We start from the raw sequence: 20897 nt of genomic DNA, 5'->3' as shown, positions 1-20897 counted from the left end.
ATGAGAGCAAGCGGTCTGTCCGCGGCAGATAAATCGGCGGTGACGGCCGCCTGCCAGCAGCTGATCGACGACTTTCTGAAGCCCCGCTTCCTGCCCACTATCCGACCGACGCAGTTCAACTACCCCATCGATATCCTGGGAAAGTGGCACGGCACCAAATATCGCTTCGTTCAACGCTACCGCTCCGGCTTCCCCGAGAGTCTCGGCGAAGAGTTTGACGCCCCCTTCGCTCGCCTCGACTGGATCAGCCGCAACCGCTTCGATATCCAGTGGCACCGGCACACTGGAGAGTGGTTCTGCCGGCATCGCGGCCTCACCCTCGACGAAGCGATTGACACCCTAAGATCTGACGGATTGCTCCATCCACCTTAAACACCGGAACTCCGCAAGCTCAGCTGCCCGGGGTCCTCGCCGGACGGAGCCGATTCATCCGGGCGGACGCGTTGCGTTTGACCAAACCCATGTGATTCAAACTCCCGAACAGGGCGCAAAATCATGCGGTGGTCGATGGCATTGGTCTGCCGGTACGGCTGGCGCTGAGCCCCGGTGAGGCCCACGACGTTCGACTTGCCGGAAAGCTGCTGTCCCGTCTCAAGTCTCGGGCAATGCTGCTTGCCGGCCGTCGCTATGATGCGGACTGGATCAGAGAGCGTGGGCCAACATCCCGCCGAAACACAGGATCAAGCAGTGTCGTCAGGTGGCGACGCGTTACGATAAGCTTGCCGCCAACTACCTCGCCTTCGTTTCAACTCGCGTCCATCAGGCTGTGGCGCGCGCACTTATGAGTCCACGCCCTAGACACCACGCCGATTTGGGACTGCAGGATTTCTAGTTTACCGCGTAGCGCTGCTCTCTCTTCCGCGAGAGCTTGCAGCGGGAGCCGCATGTCGGCCGGACGGGACGCGGATACCTGCATCGACGCAATGCATCAGGTCGTGCTGGAGATCAACGCGCGCCTCGACTGATGAAGAAGCGTCTAGGATGCGCCCCGTCCGGCTCTTGGTCCTGCGAGGCGCGCGTCACGCTCGCCTGCTGGGCGATCAAGGGCAGCCTCTGGCTCGCGAATCTCTACAGCGTCTTGATGCCGGAGGAGCATCGTTGAAAGCAGGGGCGCTGCCGGGCTCGAAATCCCTGTCCCCCCGGCAGCGTCCTGGTTTTCAAGACTGGGCACTGAAATCCCAGTCCCTTTCGAATATGCAATGGTCATGCCATAGATTTATGACAGGCCGCCAGTTCACGCAGAAGGGCCTGCCCCGGGAAATTACGGGTGCTCGGTAGGCTCCAACCACGCACCAAGCTAATTCGCCCAGCCTTCGATGATCCCACGCATGATCCGGGCGAACATCCTCGCCCGATCAAATGCTTCCTCGCGAGGCACCTGCCCTGGACGCAGCCGTCGCGACGGCAGGTCGTCAAAGTAGAGGTACATGCTCCGGCGCCCATCAGCGAAGCGCACCTCGAAGCTTCCAGTACCGGGCACCGTTTCGTGCTTGATCAGGCGGACAGTCATACCGGCATCGAAACCCGGCGCAGCCGAGAGTCAAATTGACGATTCCTAGCGGCTCGGAACGCTGCCGAGCCACCGCTAATCGATAGTGCCGGAGTCACCGAAACTATCGACCTCGGCGGCCGGCGCGACCAAGCCGACGAAAGCGAGCACGAGCAGAAGCGACAGGCCACCGACGATCCAGAGACCGACCACAGGCTGCCTCAAACCGCTGTACGTTCGTTTGTGCGCTGGATCCTCATATTCCAGCTAACCACCTGATTTTTCTGTTTTTCTGGCGGAAGGAGCGTCCTGTCAAATCTGCCGGAATCGCTCACCTTTTCCGCCTGCGCTGCAAACTCATCTACGGTCCTAGCTACGGGATGTGTCGTATTGTTGCGACCGTAGTTCTCAGCCATCGCCTGCCGCGCTCGAACCTCCCTGCCCTCGATCTCTTCCGGGACTTACATCCAGTGCAGTGCCAGGTCGGGGTCCTGGCAGTGGACGAAATGGAGGCCATGAATTCTGCTCCGGCAGCCTCTCATCTCTGCCGGAACGACTGGTTGAATGACATCACCAGCGGGCCGACGAGGTATTCAAATGCGGTGCGTTGCGCGGTCGGAATCATGACCGTTGCGGGCATGCCGGGATAGAGCCGGATATTGGGCATGGCCGCCAGCTCGTCCTGATCGATGCGGACAAAGGCCGTGTAGTAGGGGCTGTTGGTCTTGGGATCAGTCAAACGATCCGCCGAGACCTGAATGACGTCGCCATGAATGATCGGCACGATACGCTGCTTGTAGGCCGTGAGATGGACCTCGGCGCGCGTGCGCGGATGCACGTCGCTGATGTCGTCCACCGCGACCTGGGCCTCGATGGTGAGTGAGTCCTCGTCGGGCACGATGTCCAGAATCTTGTCGCCGCGCTGGATCACGCCGCCCACCGAGAACACGTTCAGTCCCACGACCCGTCCGGTATAGGGCGCCCGGATCTCCATGCGGCCCAACACGGCCTTGGCGCTCAACGCCTTCGGGATCACCTCCAGCAGTCTGGCCTGGGTATCACGCAAATCCTTGGTAACTTCAGTCATGCGATCGTTGTCGAGCTGGGCGGTCTGTTGCTCCTGCTCGGAAATCGCCTGGCGAGCCTTGGCGATATTGGCGTCAGTATCAGCGATCTGGCCCTCCAGACCGTAGGCCGTGCGCTCGAGTTGCAGAATTCGCGGTCGCGCGATCAGGCCGCGCTCGACGAGTGGCGCAATGTCCTTGGCCTCACTGCGGACCGAGTTGATCTGATCCGTAAATGATTTGACTTGTGCCTTCGAGCCAATAATTTGCGAACCGAGCTGATTGATCTTTTCCCGGATCACGCTGCGCTGGCCTTCAAGCGCCGCGCGGCGGCTTTCGAACTGGCTGACCTGGCCATTCCAGACGCTCTTCAGGTACGGATCGTCGGACCGTGCCTTGAGATCGTTCGGCATGACGAGCTGGGATCCGTGACCGAGCTCGGTCAATAGCCGCACCTCGGTTGCGCGAAGCACGGCATATTGCTGGGTCAGCACATCATACTCGGCCCGCGCCTGCGTCTCGTCGAGCACGATCAAGAGATCACCTGCGAGCACACGCTCGCCCTCCTTGACGTGCAGTTCCTTGATGATGCCGCCGTCGAGGTGCTGGACGCTCTTGCGGTTGCCGTCGACCTTGACGACGGCGTTGGCGACCACGGCGCCGTCGAGCGGTGCGGTCAGCGCCCACGTACCAATGCCGCCGAAAAACAAAGCAATAATCAGCCATCCCGCGAACGCTACACGACCGATTGAATCGTTCAGTTCGCCGGCGCTCGCGTTGTCGCGGGCCCGGTTCGGGACCGCACCTGGACGCCTGGTTCGAGTTGCAACATCCAATATTGCCATCTCAAATGTCCTAGCTTGCCGCTCCCTGGACGGCATGGACCGGTACCGGCCGCGTCAGTCGAGGCAGGATTTCGCTCCGCGGTCCAAACATTTCGGCCACGCCTTCGCGCAGCACCAGTATTTTGTCGACTACGCTGATGGTCACAGGCCTATGAGAAATGATGATTACCGTCGTTCCGCGCTTCTTCAGCTCCATGATGCAGTCGGCCAGCGCGGCATCGCCCTCCGCATCAAGATTTGAGCTCGGCTCATCCAGCACTACCAGGCTGGGATTGCCATAGACGGCGCGGGCAAGACCGATGCGCTGGCGATAGCCGCCAGACAGGACCGCACCGCCTTCTCCGACTTCCGTGTCATAACCCCGGGGGAGCCGTACGATCATCTCGTGCACCCCGGCCATGCGCGCCGCCTTGATGATCTCCTGGTCCTCGTCGGGGTTGAAGCGGCAGATATTGGCCGCGACGGTATCGGCGAACAGCTCGATGTCCTGCGGCAGGTAACCGAGATGCTGGCCGAGCGAGGATTCGATCCAGGTCGAAACGTCGGAGCCGTCAAGACGAACAGCACCAGCCGATGGTACTTGCACGCCCACGATATGACGCGCGAGGGTGGATTTGCCGGCCCCGGAGGGGCCGATGATGCCCAGCACCTCCCCCGGCTCGATCCGGAACGTGACGCCACGCAGAACGGGCTTGATAGCGCCGGGCGGAACAGAGGAGAGCGCTTCGACCGACAAGCGACCTTCGGGTCGCGGCAACATCAATCCACGTTCGTGCGGCGAATTTCCCGACAGCACCTCGCGCACGCGCCGGAATGCGCCGCGGGCGGCAACCAAGCTGCGCCATGATCCAACGATCTGCTCGATCGGTTGCAACGCGCGGCCAAGCAGAATGCTGGCGGCAAACATCGCTCCGGCGGTCGTCAGCCGTTCGATGACGAGATAGGCGCCAAGACCGAGGATCAGGGATTGCATCGCAAGCCGCAGGAGACGGATCAGGCTCTGCATCGCAGCCGCGCGGTCGCTTGCGGCAACCTGGCGCTCAAGCATGCGATCGCGGTCCCGGCTCCAGCGCCTCAACAGACCAGCGGTCATCCCCATCGCGCGCACCACCTCGGTGTTGCGCAAGCTCATCTCGGTGAAACTGTAATTGCGGCTGGCTGCGTCGTTGGCTTCCGCGAGCGGCGGCTTGACGATCCATTCATTGAGAAAAGCCATCGTGACCAGAACGATCGCGCACGCCAGCGCAAACGCGCCGAGGAACGGATGCAGACAAAAAATCACCGCGATATAGATCGGCGACCATGGCAAATCGAAGATGGCATGAACTCCGGCGCCGGTGATGAACTGCCGGAAGCTGTCGAAATCGCGGAGCAACTGACTGCGCGCACCACCGAGCCTGGCCGAACGATCAATGATGGCGGTCATGACTCGCGGGGCGATGTCGCGATCGAGGCGGATGCTGGTGCGCGTCAATACGCGGGCGCGCACTGCGTCGAGGCCAGCGAGCGCGACAAATGCCAGCAACAGCGCGATCGTGAGCATCAACAGGGTGATCTCGCTGGCGCTCGATATGACGCGGTCATAGACCTGCAACATATAGAGTGGCCCGGCCAGATAGAGCAGGTTGATCGCAAGGCTAAAGATGGCCGCAGTGACGAAATACCCTCGGGAGCTCCGAAAGAATTGCCTAAACCCGTCTGTTCTTTTGTCTACGCTACTCAAGCCAGTGACCTCAATTGTGCAAAAGGAAATTCACAAGTCACGACCCTCAAACGATGTGGTGCGGGTCATAGCTGATCAGCGTTCCGTTCGTTGTGTCGGCCTTCTCGGTAAAGCCAGTCGGGTCATATTGCCCAAGCAGGACGATGTTCGCTGCGTGTGCGCCGTCCGAAACGGTCAAAGTGCCACCGGTCCCGGCTTGATTTTCAATGAAGCTCACCGTCGTGCCGGCGCCGAAGCCGATGCCCCTGATATCGATGTCGTCGTTACCGGTGAGACCGCTCACCGTGCCGGAGAAGTGGAAGGCGTCGTCCAGGATCAGGTGTCCGGCAGCAGTCGTGTCGAAGGCGACGCCTGCCGTAGAACCTGCCCCGAACTCGATAGTACCGGCCCCGCTGATCAAGGCGTTGCCGTTGCCGGTCACCTCGCCCTCGGCTGTGACGTTGCCGCCATTGGCCCAGATCTGACCGTTGTTGGCGACCGCGCTCTCTAGGACGAGCCCACCCGAACCGGCCGCCTCCAGCGTACCGGCGTTGGCGATCACGTTGGCACCGGTATCGATCACCAGGGCATGGGTCCCGGTGGCGTCGATGGTGCCCTGGTTGCTCAGCATCAGGCTGCCCTGCCCGATCTGGCCCGCGCCCGAGATCACGTTGTCGACGTTGTCGAGCGTGACGTTGGGAGCCGTGCCGGCAATGACGTTGTGGTCATCGTCGGACAGGACCACCTGGCCGCCGCCGTCGAGCGTGATCCCGGTCTGGATCAGCTGCAGCAGCGTGTCGTCACCGGAGGCGTGAAGCTCGATCGTCCCGGTGTTGTGGATGATGCCAGACAACGGCAGCATCGCGCCATCGCCGATGGTCATTGCGCCTGGATTCTCGACCGTCGGCGTCACGTCGAACTCGAAATTCGCCGCGGTCAGGTCCGCCGCATGCACGCCATCGAGCGTGATCGTCTGGCCATCGGCAAGCGTGATCAGGGCATTGCCGTTGGCGTCGTCCGCGGTGTGAGCCTGAACGTCGGCAAAGCTCTGCCAACCGTAGCTGATCAGGTCGATCACATCCGACGATACGTCGAAGCTGTGCACGACATCGTTGCCAATCGGCTGGGAGAAGACGAACGTATCGTGGCCGCTCGAGCCAGTTAAGGTGTCGTTGCCAGACCAGGCGAAGATAGGAGTGCCGGGCGCGTAAGCTTCAACATTGTCTAACAGATGAATGTCGAAAGTATTTCCATTCGGATCCGTCCAGCTTTGGACTATTGAGAGTAGTTGTGCTCCGACGAAGGTTGTCGGCGTAAGGGTTGTGACGCTGCCCGGATCGGTCGTTAGAATACTCCAATTGCCTTGGCTATCTTCAATTCCTCCGCTCAATGCCCAGCCGATCGGAACGCCATGGAGCTCGAGCGTCACAGGCTGCTGTGAGCCAACGTTCTCCAGACCGAGATCGATGGGACTGCCCGAAACACCTGCTGGCTGAACGGTGATTCCGATGGTACTTGTAGCTGAAAGGCTTCCATCTGAAGTCTGAATTGTCAGACCACCAGAGCCGGCTTTTCCGTTCTGTGGGTCCCAGTGCATGCCCGATAGCGCGTTGTTAATAGCCGTATCGGTACCACTCAATGTAACCGCTGACGTACCATTGCCTGTTACGGAGCTTAGTCCTGTTGTACTTCCAAGAGTGATCGTGAACGATCCTCCTGAAAAGGTCCCGCTCAGGGTTACAGTATGACTGGCGTTATCTACGTCGGAAATGCTGATTTGGTTGTGGTTTGACGAACTGAATACCAAGCTACCGTTCTTGTTCATTGACTGATTGCTTGGGACCGTGTTCACTGGAGCATCATCTGTCCCGGTGATGGTCACCACCACGTTCTGGCTGGTGGTGCCGCCGTGGGTATCGGCCACCTGCACCGTGTAGGTCAGCGTGACCGTCTGACCGGCCGCCAGATAGTCGAAGCTCTTGTCCTGGGCCGCGAAGCTCCAGTTATCCGAGCCGGTCACACCGCCCGTGGCGTCGCTCAGCGCGCCGAGCGACAGCCAACTCAGAAGCGTGGCGTTCGTCGGCAGGCCGGAGGTCGTGCCGGAGGTGGTCACCCCGGTCACCGTCGCGGTGTGGGTATCGCTGAGATCGGCATCGGTGAAGGTCACCGCGCCGCTCGCGGTATCGTTGGTGGTCGAGCCGGTCTGGCCCGCCACCTCCGTGATCGCGCCGGTCTGTGCGCCGCTGGTGATCACCGGAGTGTCGTTGGTCCCGGTGATGGTCACCACCACGTTCTGCGACGTGGTGCCGCCGTGACCGTCATTGATGCTGACGGCATAGGTCGCTGTCAGGGTCTGGCCGGCCGCCAGGAAGTCGAAGCTCTTGTCCTGGGCGCTGTAGCCCCAGGCCACGCTGCCCGAGCCGGAGCCGGTGCTGTCGGTCTGGGTCAGCGTCAGCGTGCTGGCCGCGGTCAGCGCGCTGATCTGGCCTGCGGTCAGGCTGCCGCCCGACCAGGCAAAGCTGGGCGTGCCCTGGCTGACCGTGTGGCTATCCGACAGATCGACATCGGCAAACGCGATCGAGCCCGACGCACTGTCCGCCGTGGTCGAGCCGGTCTGCCCACTCAGCTCGGAGAAGGCACCGGTCGCCGTGGTGGAGCCGGCCACAATGCTCGGCGCGTCATTGGTCCCGGTGATGGTCACCACCACGTTCTGGCTGGTGGTGGCGCCGTGGGTATCGGCCACCTGCACCGTGTAGGTCAACGTGACCGTCTGACCGGCCGCCAGATAGTCGAAGCTCTTGTCCTGCGCCGCGAAGCTCCAGCCATCCGAGCCGGTCACACCGTTGGTCGAGTCGGTGAGCGTTCCCAACGTCAGCCAACTCAGAAGCGTGGCGTTCGTCGGCAGGCCGGAGGTCGTGCCGGAGGTGCTCACCCCGGTCACCGTCGCGGTGTGGGTATCGCTGAGATCGGCATCGGTGAAGGTCACCGCGCCGCTCGCGGTATCGTTGGTGGTCGAGCCGGCCTGGCCCGCCAGCTCGCTCAGCGAGGCGCCCTGCGCGCTCGAGGTGATCACCGGCTGATCGTTGGTCCCGGTGATGGTGATCACCACGTTCTGCGACGTGGTCCCGCCATGGGTGTCCGCCACCTCAACCGTGTAGGTCAGCGTGACCGTCTGACCGGCCGCCAGATAGTCGAAGCTCTTGTCCTGCGCCGCGAAGCTCCAGCCATCCGAGCCGGTCACACCGTTGGTCGAGTCGGTGAGCGTTCCCAACGTCAGCCAACTCAGAAGCGTGGCGTTCGTCGGCAGGCCGGAGGTCGTGCCGGAGGTGCTCACCCCGGTCACCGTCGCGGCGTGGGTATCGCTGAGATCGGCATCGGTGAAGGTCACCGCGCCGCTCGCGGTATCGTTGGTGGTCGAGCCGGTCTGGCCCGCCACCTCCGTGATCGCGCCCGTCTGTGCGCCGCTGGTGATCACCGGAGTGTCGTTGGTCCCGGCGATGGTCACCACCACGTTCTGGCTGGTGGTGCCGCCGTGACCGTCATTGATGCTGACGGCATAGGTCGCTGTCAGGGTCTGGCCGGCGGCCAGGAAGTCGAAGCTCTTGTCCTGGGCGCTGTAGCCCCAGGCCACGCTGCCCGAGCCGGAGCCGGTGCTGTCGGTCTTGGTCAGCGTCAGCGTACTGGCCGCGGTCAGCGCGCTGATCTGGCCTGCGGTCAGGCTGCCGCCCGACCAGGCGAAGCTGGGCGTGCCCTGGCTGACCGTGTGGCTATCCGACAGATCGACATCGGCAAACGCGATCGAGCCCGACGCACTGTCCGCCGTGGTCGAGCCGGTCTGCCCACTCAGCTCGGAGAAGGCACCGGTCGCCGTGGTGGAGCCGGCCACAATGCTCGGCGCGTCGTTGGTGCCGGTGATGGTCACCACCACGTTCTGGCTGGTGGTGCCGCCATGGGTATCGGCCACCTCAACCGTGTAGGTTAGCGTCACGCTCTCGCCCTGGGCGAGATAGTCGAAGCTCTTGTCCTGCGCCGCAAAGCTCCAGCCATCCGAGCCGGTCACACCGCCCGTGGCGTCGCTCAGCGCGCCCAGCGACAGCCAGCTTTTCACGGTGGCGTTGTCGGCAAGCCCGCTGGTCACCCCGCTCGACGTCACACCCGTGATGGTCACGCTGTGCGTGTCGGACAGATCCGCATCGGTGAACGTCACCGTGCCCGTCGCGCTGTCGGGGCTCGTCGAGCCGGTCTGGCCCGTCAGCTCGCTCAGCGAGGCGCCCTGCGCGCTCGAGGTGATCACCGGCTGATCGTTGGTCCCGGTGATGGTCACCATGACGTTCTGGCTGGTGGTGCCGCCATGGGTGTCCGCCACCTGCACCGTGTAGGTCAGCGTCACGCTCTCGCCCTGGGCGAGATAGTCGAAGCTCTTGTCCTGCGCCGCGAAGCTCCAGCCATCCGAGCCGGTCACCCCGCCCGTGGCGTCGCTCAGCGCGCCGAGCGACAGCCAGCTTTTCACGGTGGCGTTGTCGGCAAGCCCGCTGGTCACCCCGCTCGACGTCACACCCGTGATGGTCACGCTGTGCGTGTCCGACAGATCCGCGTCGCTGAACGTCACCGCGCCGCTCGCGGTATCGTTGGTGGTCGAGCTGGTCTGGCCCGCCACCTCCGTGATCGCGCCCGTCTGTGCGCCGCTGGTGATCACCGGCTGATCGTTGGTCCCGGTGATGGTGATCACCACGTTCTGGCTGGTGGTGCCGCCGTGGGTGTCCGCCACCTCAACCGTGTAGGTTAGCGTCACGCTCTCGCCCTGGGCGAGATAGTCGAAGCTCTTGTCCTGCGCCGCAAAGCTCCAGCCATCCGAGCCGGTCACACCGCCCGTGGCGTCGCTCAGTGCGCCGAGCGACAGCCAACTCAGAAGCGTGGCGTTCGTCGGCAGGCCGGAGGTCGTGCCGGAAGTGCTCACCCCGGTTACCGTCGCGGTGTGGGTATCGCTGAGATCGGCATCGGTGAAGGTCACCGCGCCGCTCGCGGTATCGTTGGTGGTCGAGCCGGTCTGGCCCGTCAGCTCGCTCAGCGAGGCGCCCTGCGCGCTCGAGGTGATCACCGGCTGATCGTTGGTCCCGGTGATGGTGATCACCACGTTCTGGCTGGTGGTCCCGCCGTGGGTGTCCGCCACCTCAACCGTGTAGGTTAGCGTCACGCTCTCGCCCTGGGCGAGATAGTCGAAGCTCTTGTCCTGCGCCGCAAAGCTCCAGCCATCCGAGCCGGTCACCCCGCCCGTGGCGTCGCTCAGCGCGCCCAGCGACAGCCAGCTTTTCACGGTGGCGTTGTCGGCAAGCCCGCTGGTCACCCCGCTCGACGTCACACCCGTGATGGTCACGCTGTGCGTGTCCGACAGATCCGCGTCGCTGAACGTCACCGCGCCCGTCGCGCTGTCGGGGCTCGTCGAGCCGGTCTGCCCCGTCAGTTCGCTCAGCGCCGCGCCCTGCGCGCTCGAGGTGATCACCGGAGTGTCGTTGGTCCCGGTGATGGTGATCACCACGTTCTGGCTGGTGGTGCCGCCGTGACCGTCATTGATGCTGACGGCATAGGTCGCTGTCAGGGTCTGGCCGGCGGCCAGGAAGTCGAAGCTCTTGTCCTGGGCGCTGTAGCCCCAGGCCACGCTGCCCGAGCCGGAGCCGATGCTGTCGGTCTTGGTCAGCGTCAGCGTACTGGCCGCGGTCAGCGCGCTGATCTGGCCCGCGGTCAGGCTGCCGCCCGACCAGGCGAAGCTGGGCGTCCCCTGGCTGACCGTGTGCGTATCCGACAGATCGACGTCGGCAAACGCGATCGAGCCCGACGCACTGTCCGCCGTGGTCGAGCCGGTCTGCCCACTCAGCTCGGAGAAGGCACCGGTCGCCGTGGTGGAGCCGGCCACAATGCTCGGCGCGTCATTGGTCCCGGTGATGGTCACCACCACGTTCTGGCTGGTGGTGGCGCCGTGGGTATCGGCCACCTGCACCGTGTAGGTCAACGTGACCGTCTGACCGGCCGCCAGATAGTCGAAGCTCTTGTCCTGCGCCGCGAAGCTCCAGCCATCCGAGCCGGTCACGCCGTTGGTCGAGTCGGTGAGCGTTCCCAACGTCAGCCAACTCAGAAGCGTGGCGTTCGTCGGCAGGCCGGAGGTCGTGCCGGAAGTGCTCACCCCGGTTACCGTCGCGGTGTGGGTATCGCTGAGATCGGCATCGGTGAAGGTCACCGCGCCGCTCGCGGTATCGTTGGTGGTCGAGCCGGTCTGGCCCGTCAGCTCGCTCAGCGAGGCGCCCTGCGCGCTCGAGGTGATCACCGGCTGATCGTTGGTCCCGGTGATGGTGATCACCACGTTCTGGCTGGTGGTCCCGCCGTGGGTGTCCGCCACCTCAACCGTGTAGGTTAGCGTCACGCTCTCGCCCTGGGCGAGATAGTCGAAGCTCTTGTCCTGCGCCGCAAAGCTCCAGCCATCCGAGCCGGTCACACCGCCCGTGGCGTCGCTCAGCGCGCCCAGCGACAGCCAGCTTTTCACGGTGGCGTTGTCGGCAAGCCCGCTGGTCACCCCGCTCGACGTCACACCCGTGATGGTCACGCTGTGCGTGTCCGACAGATCCGCGTCGCTGAACGTCACCGTGCCCGTCGCGCTGTCGGGGCTCGTCGAGCCGGTCTGCCCACTCAGCTCGGAGAAGGCACCGGTCGCCGTGGTCGAGCCGGCCACAATGCTCGGCGCGTCGTTGGTCCCGGTGATGGTCACCACGACGTTCTGGCTGGTGGTCCCGCCGTGGGTGTCCGCCACCTGCACCGTGTAGGTCAGCGTCACGCTCTCGCCCTGGGCGAGATAGTCGAAGCTCTTGTCCTGCGCCGCGAAGCTCCAGCCATCCGAGCCGGTCACACCGTTGGTCGAGTCGGTGAGCGTTCCCAACGTCAGCCAACTCAGAAGCGTGGCGTTGTCGGCAAGCCCGCTGGTCACCCCGCTCGACGTCACACCCGTGATGGTCACGCTGTGCGTGTCCGACAGATCCGCGTCGCTGAACGTCACCGCGCCGCTCGCGGTATCGTTGGTGGTCGAGCCGGTCTGGCCCGTCAGCTCGCTCAGCGCCGCGCCCTGCGCGCTCGAGGTGATCACCGGAGTGTCGTTGGTCCCGGTGATGGTGATCACCACGTTCTGCGACGTGGTCCCGCCGTGGGTGTCGGCCACCTGCACCGTGTAGGTCAGCGTCACGCTCTCGCCCTGGGCGAGATAGTCGAAGCTCTTGTCCTGCGCCGCAAAGCTCCAGCCATCCGAGCCGGTCACCCCGCCCGTGGCGTCGCTCAGCGCGCCCAGCGACAGCCAGCTTTTCACGGTGGCGTTGTCGGCAAGCCCGCTGGTCACCCCGCTCGACGTCACACCCGTGATGGTCACGCTGTGCGTGTCCGACAGATCCGCGTCGCTGAACGTCACCGCGCCGCTCGCGGTATCGTTGGTGGTCGAGCCGGTCTGCCCCGTCAGCTCGCTCAGCGCCGCGCCCTGCGCGCTCGAGGTGATCACCGGCTGATCATTGGTCCCGGTGATGGTGATCACCACGTTCTGCGACGTGGTCCCGCCATGGGTGTCCGCCACCTCAACCGTGTAGGTCAGCGTCACGCTCTCGCCCTGGGCCAGATAGTCGAAGCTCTTGTCCTGCGCCGCAAAGCTCCAGCCATCCGAGCCGGTCACCCCGCCCGTGGCGTCGCTCAGTGCGCCGAGCGACAGCCAACTCAGAAGCGTGGCGTTCGTCGGCAGGCCGGAGGTCGTGCCGGAGGTGCTCACCCCGGTCACCGTCGCGGTGTGGGTATCGCTGAGATCGGCATCGGTGAAGGCCACCGCGCCGCTCGCGGTATCGTTGGTGGTCGAGCCGGTCTGGCCCGTCAGCTCGCTCAGCGCCGCGCCCTGCGCGCTCGAGGTGATCACCGGCTGATCGTTGGTCCCGGTGATGGTGATCACCACGTTCTGCGACGTGGTCCCGCCATGGGTGTCCGCCACCTCAACCGTGTAGGTCAGCGTCACGCTCTCGCCCTGGGCCAGATAGTCGAAGCTCTTGTCCTGCGCCGCAAAGCTCCAGCCATCCGAGCCGGTCACGCCGTTGGTCGAGTCGGTGAGCGTTCCCAACGTCAGCCAACTCAGAAGCGTGGCGTTCGTCGGCAGGCCGGAGGTCGTGCCGGAGGTGCTCACCCCGGTCACCGTCGCGGTGTGGGTATCGCTGAGATCCGCGTCGCTGAACGTCACCGTGCCTGTCGCGCTGTCGGGGCTCGTCGAGCCGGTCTGCCCACTCAGCTCGGAGAAGGCACCGGTCGCCGTGGTGGAGCCGGCCACAATGCTCGGCGCGTCGTTGGTCCCTGTGATGGTCACCACGACGTTCTGGCTGGTGGTGCCGCCATGGGTGTCCGCCACCTCAACCGTGTAGGTCAGCGTCACGCTCTCGCCCTGGGCCAGATAGTCGAAGCTCTTGTCCTGCGCCGCAAAGCTCCAGCCATCCGAGCCGGTCACCCCGCCCGTGGCGTCGCTCAGCGCGCCCAGGCTCAGCCAGCTTTTCACGGTGGCGTTGTCGGCAAGCCCGCTGGTCACCCCGCTCGACGTCACACCCGTGATGGTCACGCTGTGCGTGTCGGATAGATCCGCGTCGCTGAACGTCACCGTGCCCGTCGCGCTGTCGGGGCTCGTCGAGCCGGTCTGCCCCGTCAGCTCGCTCAGCGCCGCGCCCTGCGCGCTCGAGGTGATCACCGGCTGATCGTTGGTCCCGGTGATGGTCACCACCACGTTCTGCGACGTGGTGCCGCCATGGGTGTCCGCCACCTCAACCGTGTAGGTCAGCGTCACGCTCTCGCCCTGGGCCAGATAGTCGAAGCTCTTGTCCTGCGCCGCAAAGCTCCAGCCATCCGAGCCGGTCACGCCGTTGGTCGAGTCGGTGAGCGTTCCCACCGTCAGCCAACTCAGAAGCGTGGCGTTCGTCGGCAGGCCGGAGGTCGTGCCGGAGGTGCTCACCCCGGTTACCGTCGCGGTGTGGGTATCGCTGAGATCGGCATCGGTGAAGGTCACCGCGCCGCTCGCGGTATCGTTGGTGGTCGAGCCGGTCTGGCCCGCCACCTCCGTGATCGCGCCCGTCTGTGCGCCGCTGGTGATCACCGGCTGATCGTTGGTCCCGGTGATGGTGATCACCACGTTCTGGCTGGTGGTCCCGCCATGGGTGTCCGCCACCTCAACCGTGTAGGTCAGCGTCACGCTCTCGCCCTGGGCGAGATAGTCGAAGCTCTTGTCCTGGGCCGCGAAGCTCCAGCCATCCGAGCCGGTCACCCCGCCCGTGGCGTCGCTCAGTGCGCCGAGCGACAGCCAACTCAGAAGCGTGGCGTTCGTCGGCAGGCCGGAGGTCGTGCCGGAGGTGCTCACCCCGGTTACCGTCGCGGTGTGGGTATCGCTGAGATCGGCATCGGTGAAGGTCACCGCGCCGCTCGCGGTATCGTTGGTGGTCGAGCCGGTCTGGCCCGCCAACTCCGTGATCGCGCCCGTCTGTGCGCCGCTGGTGATCACCGGAGTGTCGTTGGTGCCGGTGATGGTGATCACCACGTTCTGGCTGGTGGTCCCGCCGTGGGTGTCCGCCACCTCAACCGTGTAGGTTAGCGTCACGCTCTCGCCCTGGGCCAGATAGTCGAAGCTCTTGTCCTGCGCCGCAAAGCTCCAGCCATCCGAGCCGGTCACACCGCCCGTGGCGTCGCTCAGTGCGCCGAGCGACAGCCAGCTTTTCACGGTGGCGTTGTCGGCAAGCCCGCTGGTCACCCCGCTCGACGTCACACCCGTGATGGTCACGCTGTGCGTGTCCGACAGATCCGCGTCGCTGAACGTCACCGCGCCGCTCGCGGTATCGTTGGTGGTCGAGCCGGTCTGCCCCGTCAGCTCGCTCAGCGCCGCGCCCTGCGCGCTCGAGGTGATCACCGGCTGATCATTGGTCCCGGTGATGGTGATCACCACGTTCTGCGACGTGGTCCCGCCATGGGTGTCCGCCACCTCAACCGTGTAGGTCAGCGTCACGCTCTCGCCCTGGGCCAGATAGTCGAAGCTCTTGTCCTGCGCCGCAAAGCTCCAGCCATCCGAGCCGGTCACCCCGCCCGTGGCGTCGCTCAGTGCGCCGAGCGACAGCCAACTCAGAAGCGTGGCGTTCGTCGGCAGGCCGGAGGTCGTGCCGGAGGTGCTCACCCCGGTCACCGTCGCGGTGTGGGTATCGCTGAGATCGGCATCGGTGAAGGCCACCGCGCCGCTCGCGGTATCGTTGGTGGTCGAGCCGGTCTGGCCCGTCAGCTCGCTCAGCGCCGCGCCCTGCGCGCTCGAGGTGATCACCGGCTGATCGTTGGTCCCGGTGATGGTGATCACCACGTTCTGCGACGTGGTCCCGCCATGGGTGTCCGCCACCTCAACCGTGTAGGTCAGCGTCACGCTCTCGCCCTGGGCCAGATAGTCGAAGCTCTTGTCCTGCGCCGCAAAGCTCCAGCCATCCGAGCCGGTCACGCCGTTGGTCGAGTCGGTGAGCGTTCCCAACGTCAGCCAACTCAGAAGCGTGGCGTTCGTCGGCAGGCCGGAGGTCGTGCCGGAGGTGCTCACCCCGGTCACCGTCGCGGTGTGGGTATCGCTGAGATCCGCGTCGCTGAACGTCACCGTGCCTGTCGCGCTGTCGGGGCTCGTCGAGCCGGTCTGCCCACTCAGCTCGGAGAAGGCACCGGTCGCCGTGGTGGAGCCGGCCACAATGCTCGGCGCGTCGTTGGTCCCTGTGATGGTCACCACGACGTTCTGGCTGGTGGTGCCGCCATGGGTGTCCGCCACCTCAACCGTGTAGGTCAGCGTCACGCTCTCGCCCTGGGCCAGATAGTCGAAGCTCTTGTCCTGCGCCGCAAAGCTCCAGCCATCCGAGCCGGTCACACCGCCCGTGGCGTCGCTCAGTGCGCCGAGCGACAGCCAGCTTTTCACGGTGGCGTTGTCGGCAAGCCCGCTGGTCACCCCGCTCGACGTCACACCCGTGATGGTCACGCTGTGCGTGTCCGACCGATCCGCGTCGCTGAACGTCACCGTGCCCGTCGCGCTGTCGGGGCTCGTCGAGCCGGTCTGCCCACTCAGCTCGGAGAAGGCACCGGTCGCCGTGGTCGAGCCGGCCACAATGCTCGGCGCGTCGTTGGTCCCGGTGATGGTCACCACGACGTTCTGGCTGGTGGTCCCGCCGTGGGTGTCCGCCACCTGCACCGTGTAGGTCAGCGTCACGCTCTCGCCCTGGGCCAGATAGTCGAAGCTCTTGTCCTGCGCCGCAAAGCTCCAGCCATCCGAGCCGGTCACCCCGTTGGTCGAGTCGGTGAGCGTTCCCAACGTCAGCCAACTCAGAAGCGTGGCGTTGTCGGCAAGCCCGCTGGTCACCCCGCTCGACGTCACACCCGTGATGGTCACGCTATGCGTGTCGGACAGATCCGCGTCGCTGAACGTCACCGTGCCCGTCGCGCTGTCGGGGCTCGTCGAGCCGGTCTGCCCACTCAGCTCGGAGAAGGCACCGGTCGCCGTGGTGGAGCCGGCCACAATGCTCGGCGCGTCGTTGGTCCCGGTGATGGTGATCACCACGTTCTGGCTGGTGGTCCCGCCGTGGGTGTCCGCCACCTGCACCGTGTAGGTCAGCGTCACGCTCTCGCCCTGGGCGAGATAGTCGAAGCTCTTGTCCTGCGCCGCGAAGCTCCAGCCATCCGAGCCGGTCACACCGTTGGTCGAGTCGGTGAGCGTTCCCAACGTCAGCCAACTCAGAAGCGTGGCGTTGTCGGCAAGCCCGCTGGTCACCCCGCTCGACGTCACACCCGTGATGGTCACGCTGTGCGTGTCCGACAGATCCGCGTCGCTGAACGTCACCGTGCCCGTCGCGCTGTCGGGGCTCGTCGCGCCGGTCTGGCCCGCCACCTCCGTGATCGCGCCCGTCTGTGCGCCGCTGGTGATCACCGGCTGATCGTTGGTCCCGGTGATGGTGATCACCACGTTCTGGCTGGTGGTCCCGCCATGGGTGTCCGCCACCTGCACCGTGTAGGTCAGCGTCACGCTCTCGCCCTGGGCCAGATAGTCGAAGCTCTTGTCCTGCGCCGCGAAGCTCCAGCCATCCGAGCCGGTCACACCGTTGGTCGAGTCGGTGAGCGTTCCCAACGTCAGCCAACTCAGAAGCGTGGCGTTGTCGGCAAGCCCGCTGGTCACCCCGCTCGACGTCACACCCGTGATGGTCACGCTGTGCGTGTCCGACAGATCCGCGTCGCTGAACGTCACCGTGCCCGTCGCGCTGTCGGGGCTCGTCGAGCCGGTCTGCCCCGTCAGCTCGCTCAGCGCCGCGCCCTGCGCGCTCGAGGTGATCACCGGAGTGTCGTTGGTCCCGGCGATGGTCACCACCACGTTCTGGCTGGTGGTGCCGCCGTGACCGTCATTGATGCTGACGGCATAGGTCACCGTCAGGGTCTGGCCGGCCGCCAGGAAGTCGAAGCTCTTGTCCTGGGCGCTGTAGCCCCAGGCCACGCTGCCCGAGCCGGAGCCGATGCTGTCGGTCTTGGTCAGCGTCAGCGTACTGGCCGCGGTCAGCGCGCTGATCTGGCCCGCGGTCAGGCTGCCGCCCGACCAGGCGAAGCTGGGCGTCCCCTGGCTGACCGTGTGCGTATCCGACAGATCGACGTCGGCAAACGCGATCGAGCCCGACGCACTGTCCGCCGTGGTCGAGCCGGTCTGCCCACTCAGCTCGGAGAAGGCACCGGTCGCCGTGGTGGAGCCGGCCACAATGCTCGGCGCGTCGTTGGTGCCGGTGATGGTCACCACCACGTTCTGGCTGGTGGTGCCGCCATGGGTATCGGCCACCTGCACCGTGTAGGTCAGCGTGACCGTCTGACCGGCCGCCAGATAGTCGAAGCTCTTGTCCTGCGCCGCGAAGCTCCAGCCATCCGAGCCGGTCACACCGTTGGTCGAGTCGGTGAGCGTTCCCAACGTCAGCCAACTCAGAAGCGTGGCGTTGTCGGCAAGCCCGCTGGTCACCCCGCTCGACGTCACACCCGTGATGGTCACACTGTGCGTGTCCGACAGATCCGCGTCGCTGAACGTCACCGTGCCCGTCGCGCTGTCGGGGCTCGTCGCGCCGGTCTGGCCCGCCACCTCCGTGATCGCGCCCGTCTGTGCGCCGCTGGTGATCACCGGAGTGTCGTTGGTCCCGGCGATGGTCACCATCACGTTCTGGCTGGTGGTCCCACCGTGACCGTCATTGATGCTGACGGCATAGGTCACCGTCAGGGTCTGGCCGGCGGCCAGGAAGTCGAAGCTCTTGTCCTGGGCGCTGTAGCCCCAGGCCACGCTGCCCGAGCCGGAGCCGGTGCTGTCGGTCTTGGTCAGCGTCAGCGTGCTGGCCGCGGTCAGCGCGCTGATCTGGCCTGCGGTCAGGCTGCCGCCCGACCAGGCGAAGCTCGGTGTGCCCTGGGTCACCGTGTGCGTATCCGACAGATCGACATCGGCAAACGCGATCGAGCCCGACGCACTGTCCGCCGTGGTCGAGCCGGTCTGCCCACTCAGCTCGGAGAAGGCACCGGTCGCCGTGGTCGATCCGGCCACGATCGTGGGCCCGTGGTTCGGCATCCCAAATGTCAGGGTGGTCGAAGTGACAAATCCATTCTGATCGAGGGTTGAAAGCGTAAACACGTCAGTGGCTGTCGTGAAAGACGTCACCGTATAGCTATAGGTTCCGTCGGCGTAGACCGTGAGTTTTCCATCTGTCCCTGCCACCGTGTAGGAGGTCGGCAGGCTCGCTGTCCCTTGGAGATACTGCGCCACGTTGAGCGACGGATCCAACGAGGTCGCGGTCGGAGCACCGTTGCCGGCAGCAACGCCCACGATTTTGAATGTGTCGGTGAAGCTGGTCGAGCTGGTGCCGAGCGTGTTGGTGAAGAGATTGAGGCTATTGAGCGAGCCGCTGCTCGAAGTCGCGCCAACAGCCAGACCAATCGTACCGGGATTGACGATTTGAACCTGGAGCGCCTCCCAACCATTGAGGACGAGGCCGCCCCCGCTGGTCGAGGCACCGGTGCCGGAGGTTCCCGCGGCGAAATTGAAGGAATAGCTCGCGCTACTGCATTGGTTCGCGGCCAGCCAGTTCGCATACTGTGTCAGTTGCGATTTGATCAGCGCGTATTCATCCGCAGTAACGACGATACGAATCGTATCAGTGCCGCCCCCACCATTATACTTGTCCACGTCGCCCGCCAGCGACTGCAACTGCGATGAGCCGCCTAAGTTGACCACCTTGTAGTGGTCGGAAAGGGCATAGATCGCGAGATCGCTGCCGTTGCCCGCACTGATGACATCACTGCCGGAGCCCGCAATGATGACATCGGTGCCATTCCCGACATTGATCGTGTCGTTTCCCGCGCCGGCATAAATGATGTTGGCGCCGTTACCGCTAACGATCGTATCTGTCCCGCTTCCAGCAACGATGACATTGGTCCCGTTGCCATCGCTGATGCTGTTCGTGCCGCTGGTCCCGGCCGCGTAGATCAGGTTGCCCCCATTGCCATCGCTGATGGTCGCGTTGTTGCCGCTGGCGATGATCGTGTTGGAGCCATTGCCATCGCTTATGACATTGTTGTTGCCTGTAACCGTTATCGTATTGGTGCCGTTGCCGTCGCTAACCGAATCATTGTTCCCGGTCACAGTGATGGCGTTGGTTCCGTTACCGTCAGAGACGGTGTTGCTGTTGCCCGTTACGGTGACGGTATTCGTTCCGTTGCCATCGCTGATCTTGTCATTGCTTCCAGTGACGGTCAGTGCGTTGGTGCTGTTGTTTCCAGAAATTGTGGTGTTGCTGGTGTCCAGCACGCCCGCATATGCCCGCTGCCCCTTGGTCGTGATCGGCGGCTGACACGGCGCCATAGTTGCGATCGAGGCGAGTTCCCAACGTCCACCACGCGCGGCGGCGCCGACGCGCCGCTCGGATGCCGCTACCTTGGCTCCGGTTACGTTCGCGAGCGCGCGGACGAACGCTGCGCCCTGCTCGCTTCGCGCCACCGCACAGCTCCACAAGCGGAGTTCTCCGCGCTGTCCGATAGCGTCGCCGAGAAGAACCAGCTCACCGGCTTCCCGGTCAATCGTATCAAGCGAAAGCAATCCCGCCGAGAAAGCCAGCTCACCCGGTCGTCCGTGAGCGATAATGTGGATCGCTTCCAGTCCTCTGCTGCCTCGGATCGCTCGCGCCATCTGGCGGGAAGCCGGTTCATCGCTGGAGAGCAAGATCGGTTCAACGTCTGACCGGATGCCGTGAAGCAACGTCTCTAGGTCCTCGACACCGGGGTCGATGAAGGCGATCTCGCGCTTGCTGGTAGGCGTCATCGACGAACTCTCCACTGAAACGAATGCCTGGAATGCCCCCGGCGCGCTCATACCCTCGACAAAAAGCTTGATTGTCTTGGTGGCATGGCAGTCGGAGCTGACCGCACCTGCGCGAACGGATCGTGCTCTGCGATCGCGATGTCCTCACCAACTCCGCGTGCAGGCGCGAACGGGCAATCGATCTGAGCGGGCGGACAAATTTTCAGGATTGATGGGGAGCCCAGAGAAATGTCGCGCGACCAGGGCCAGTTCGAAATTTGCGGGAGGCACGCTTGAAATTCGAATGGGTTGACCGGTGGTCCGGCCATCCCGGTACGACTAATGCGATTCACTGCACACTCCCCCAACTCTGCTAAGGGCAGGGCACCCCCAATGTGCCGAAACACGGTTGGAATACGCCGCGGAAATCACTCCATCC

Annotated in this window: 5 protein-coding genes and 1 pseudogene; 2 read left to right on the top strand and 4 right to left on the bottom strand. The window is 64.4% G+C overall.

What is annotated here, in order from left to right:
- Together ACVWZ4_RS29640 and ACVWZ4_RS29635 are read left to right on the top strand one after the other, a co-directional pair.
- Positions 1-372 carry a DUF3024 domain-containing protein gene (locus ACVWZ4_RS29640; RefSeq protein ID WP_456703580.1) on the top strand — a complete coding sequence of 124 codons (372 nt, stop codon included), beginning with the start codon at positions 1-3 and terminating at the stop codon, positions 370-372.
- A 122-nt stretch (positions 373-494) separates the two neighbouring features.
- Positions 495-798, top strand: a pseudogene (locus tag ACVWZ4_RS29635) (IS5/IS1182 family transposase); the annotation flags it as partial.
- Between the two features lie 499 nt (positions 799-1297).
- On the opposite strand, the gene ACVWZ4_RS29630 reads toward ACVWZ4_RS29635, so the two are convergent.
- The 4 genes from ACVWZ4_RS29630 to ACVWZ4_RS29615 all read right to left on the bottom strand — a co-directional run bounded on the left by ACVWZ4_RS29630 (position 1298) and on the right by ACVWZ4_RS29615 (position 20479).
- The gene (locus ACVWZ4_RS29630) at positions 1298-1510 is read right to left on the bottom strand and encodes a hypothetical protein (protein WP_456703581.1); all 213 of its coding nucleotides are present in this window, start codon (positions 1508-1510) and stop codon (positions 1298-1300) included.
- A 517-nt stretch (positions 1511-2027) separates the two neighbouring features.
- Positions 2028-3398: an HlyD family type I secretion periplasmic adaptor subunit gene (locus tag ACVWZ4_RS29625; protein WP_456741716.1), complete on the bottom strand. Its 1371-nt coding sequence runs from the start codon at positions 3396-3398 to the stop codon at positions 2028-2030.
- Positions 3399-3408: 10 nt separating this feature from the next.
- Positions 3409-5121 (bottom strand): type I secretion system permease/ATPase, encoded by a 1713-nt coding sequence (locus tag ACVWZ4_RS29620; protein WP_456741715.1) that lies wholly within the window; start codon positions 5119-5121, stop codon positions 3409-3411.
- A 46-nt stretch (positions 5122-5167) separates the two neighbouring features.
- Positions 5168-20479: a VCBS domain-containing protein gene (locus ACVWZ4_RS29615; protein WP_456790416.1), complete on the bottom strand. Its 15312-nt coding sequence runs from the start codon at positions 20477-20479 to the stop codon at positions 5168-5170.
- Positions 20480-20897: the final 418 nt, after the last annotated feature.

The sequence above is a fragment of the Bradyrhizobium sp. USDA 4472 genome (assembly GCF_054058595.1).
This window is presented reverse-complemented; position numbering and strand designations above follow the sequence as displayed.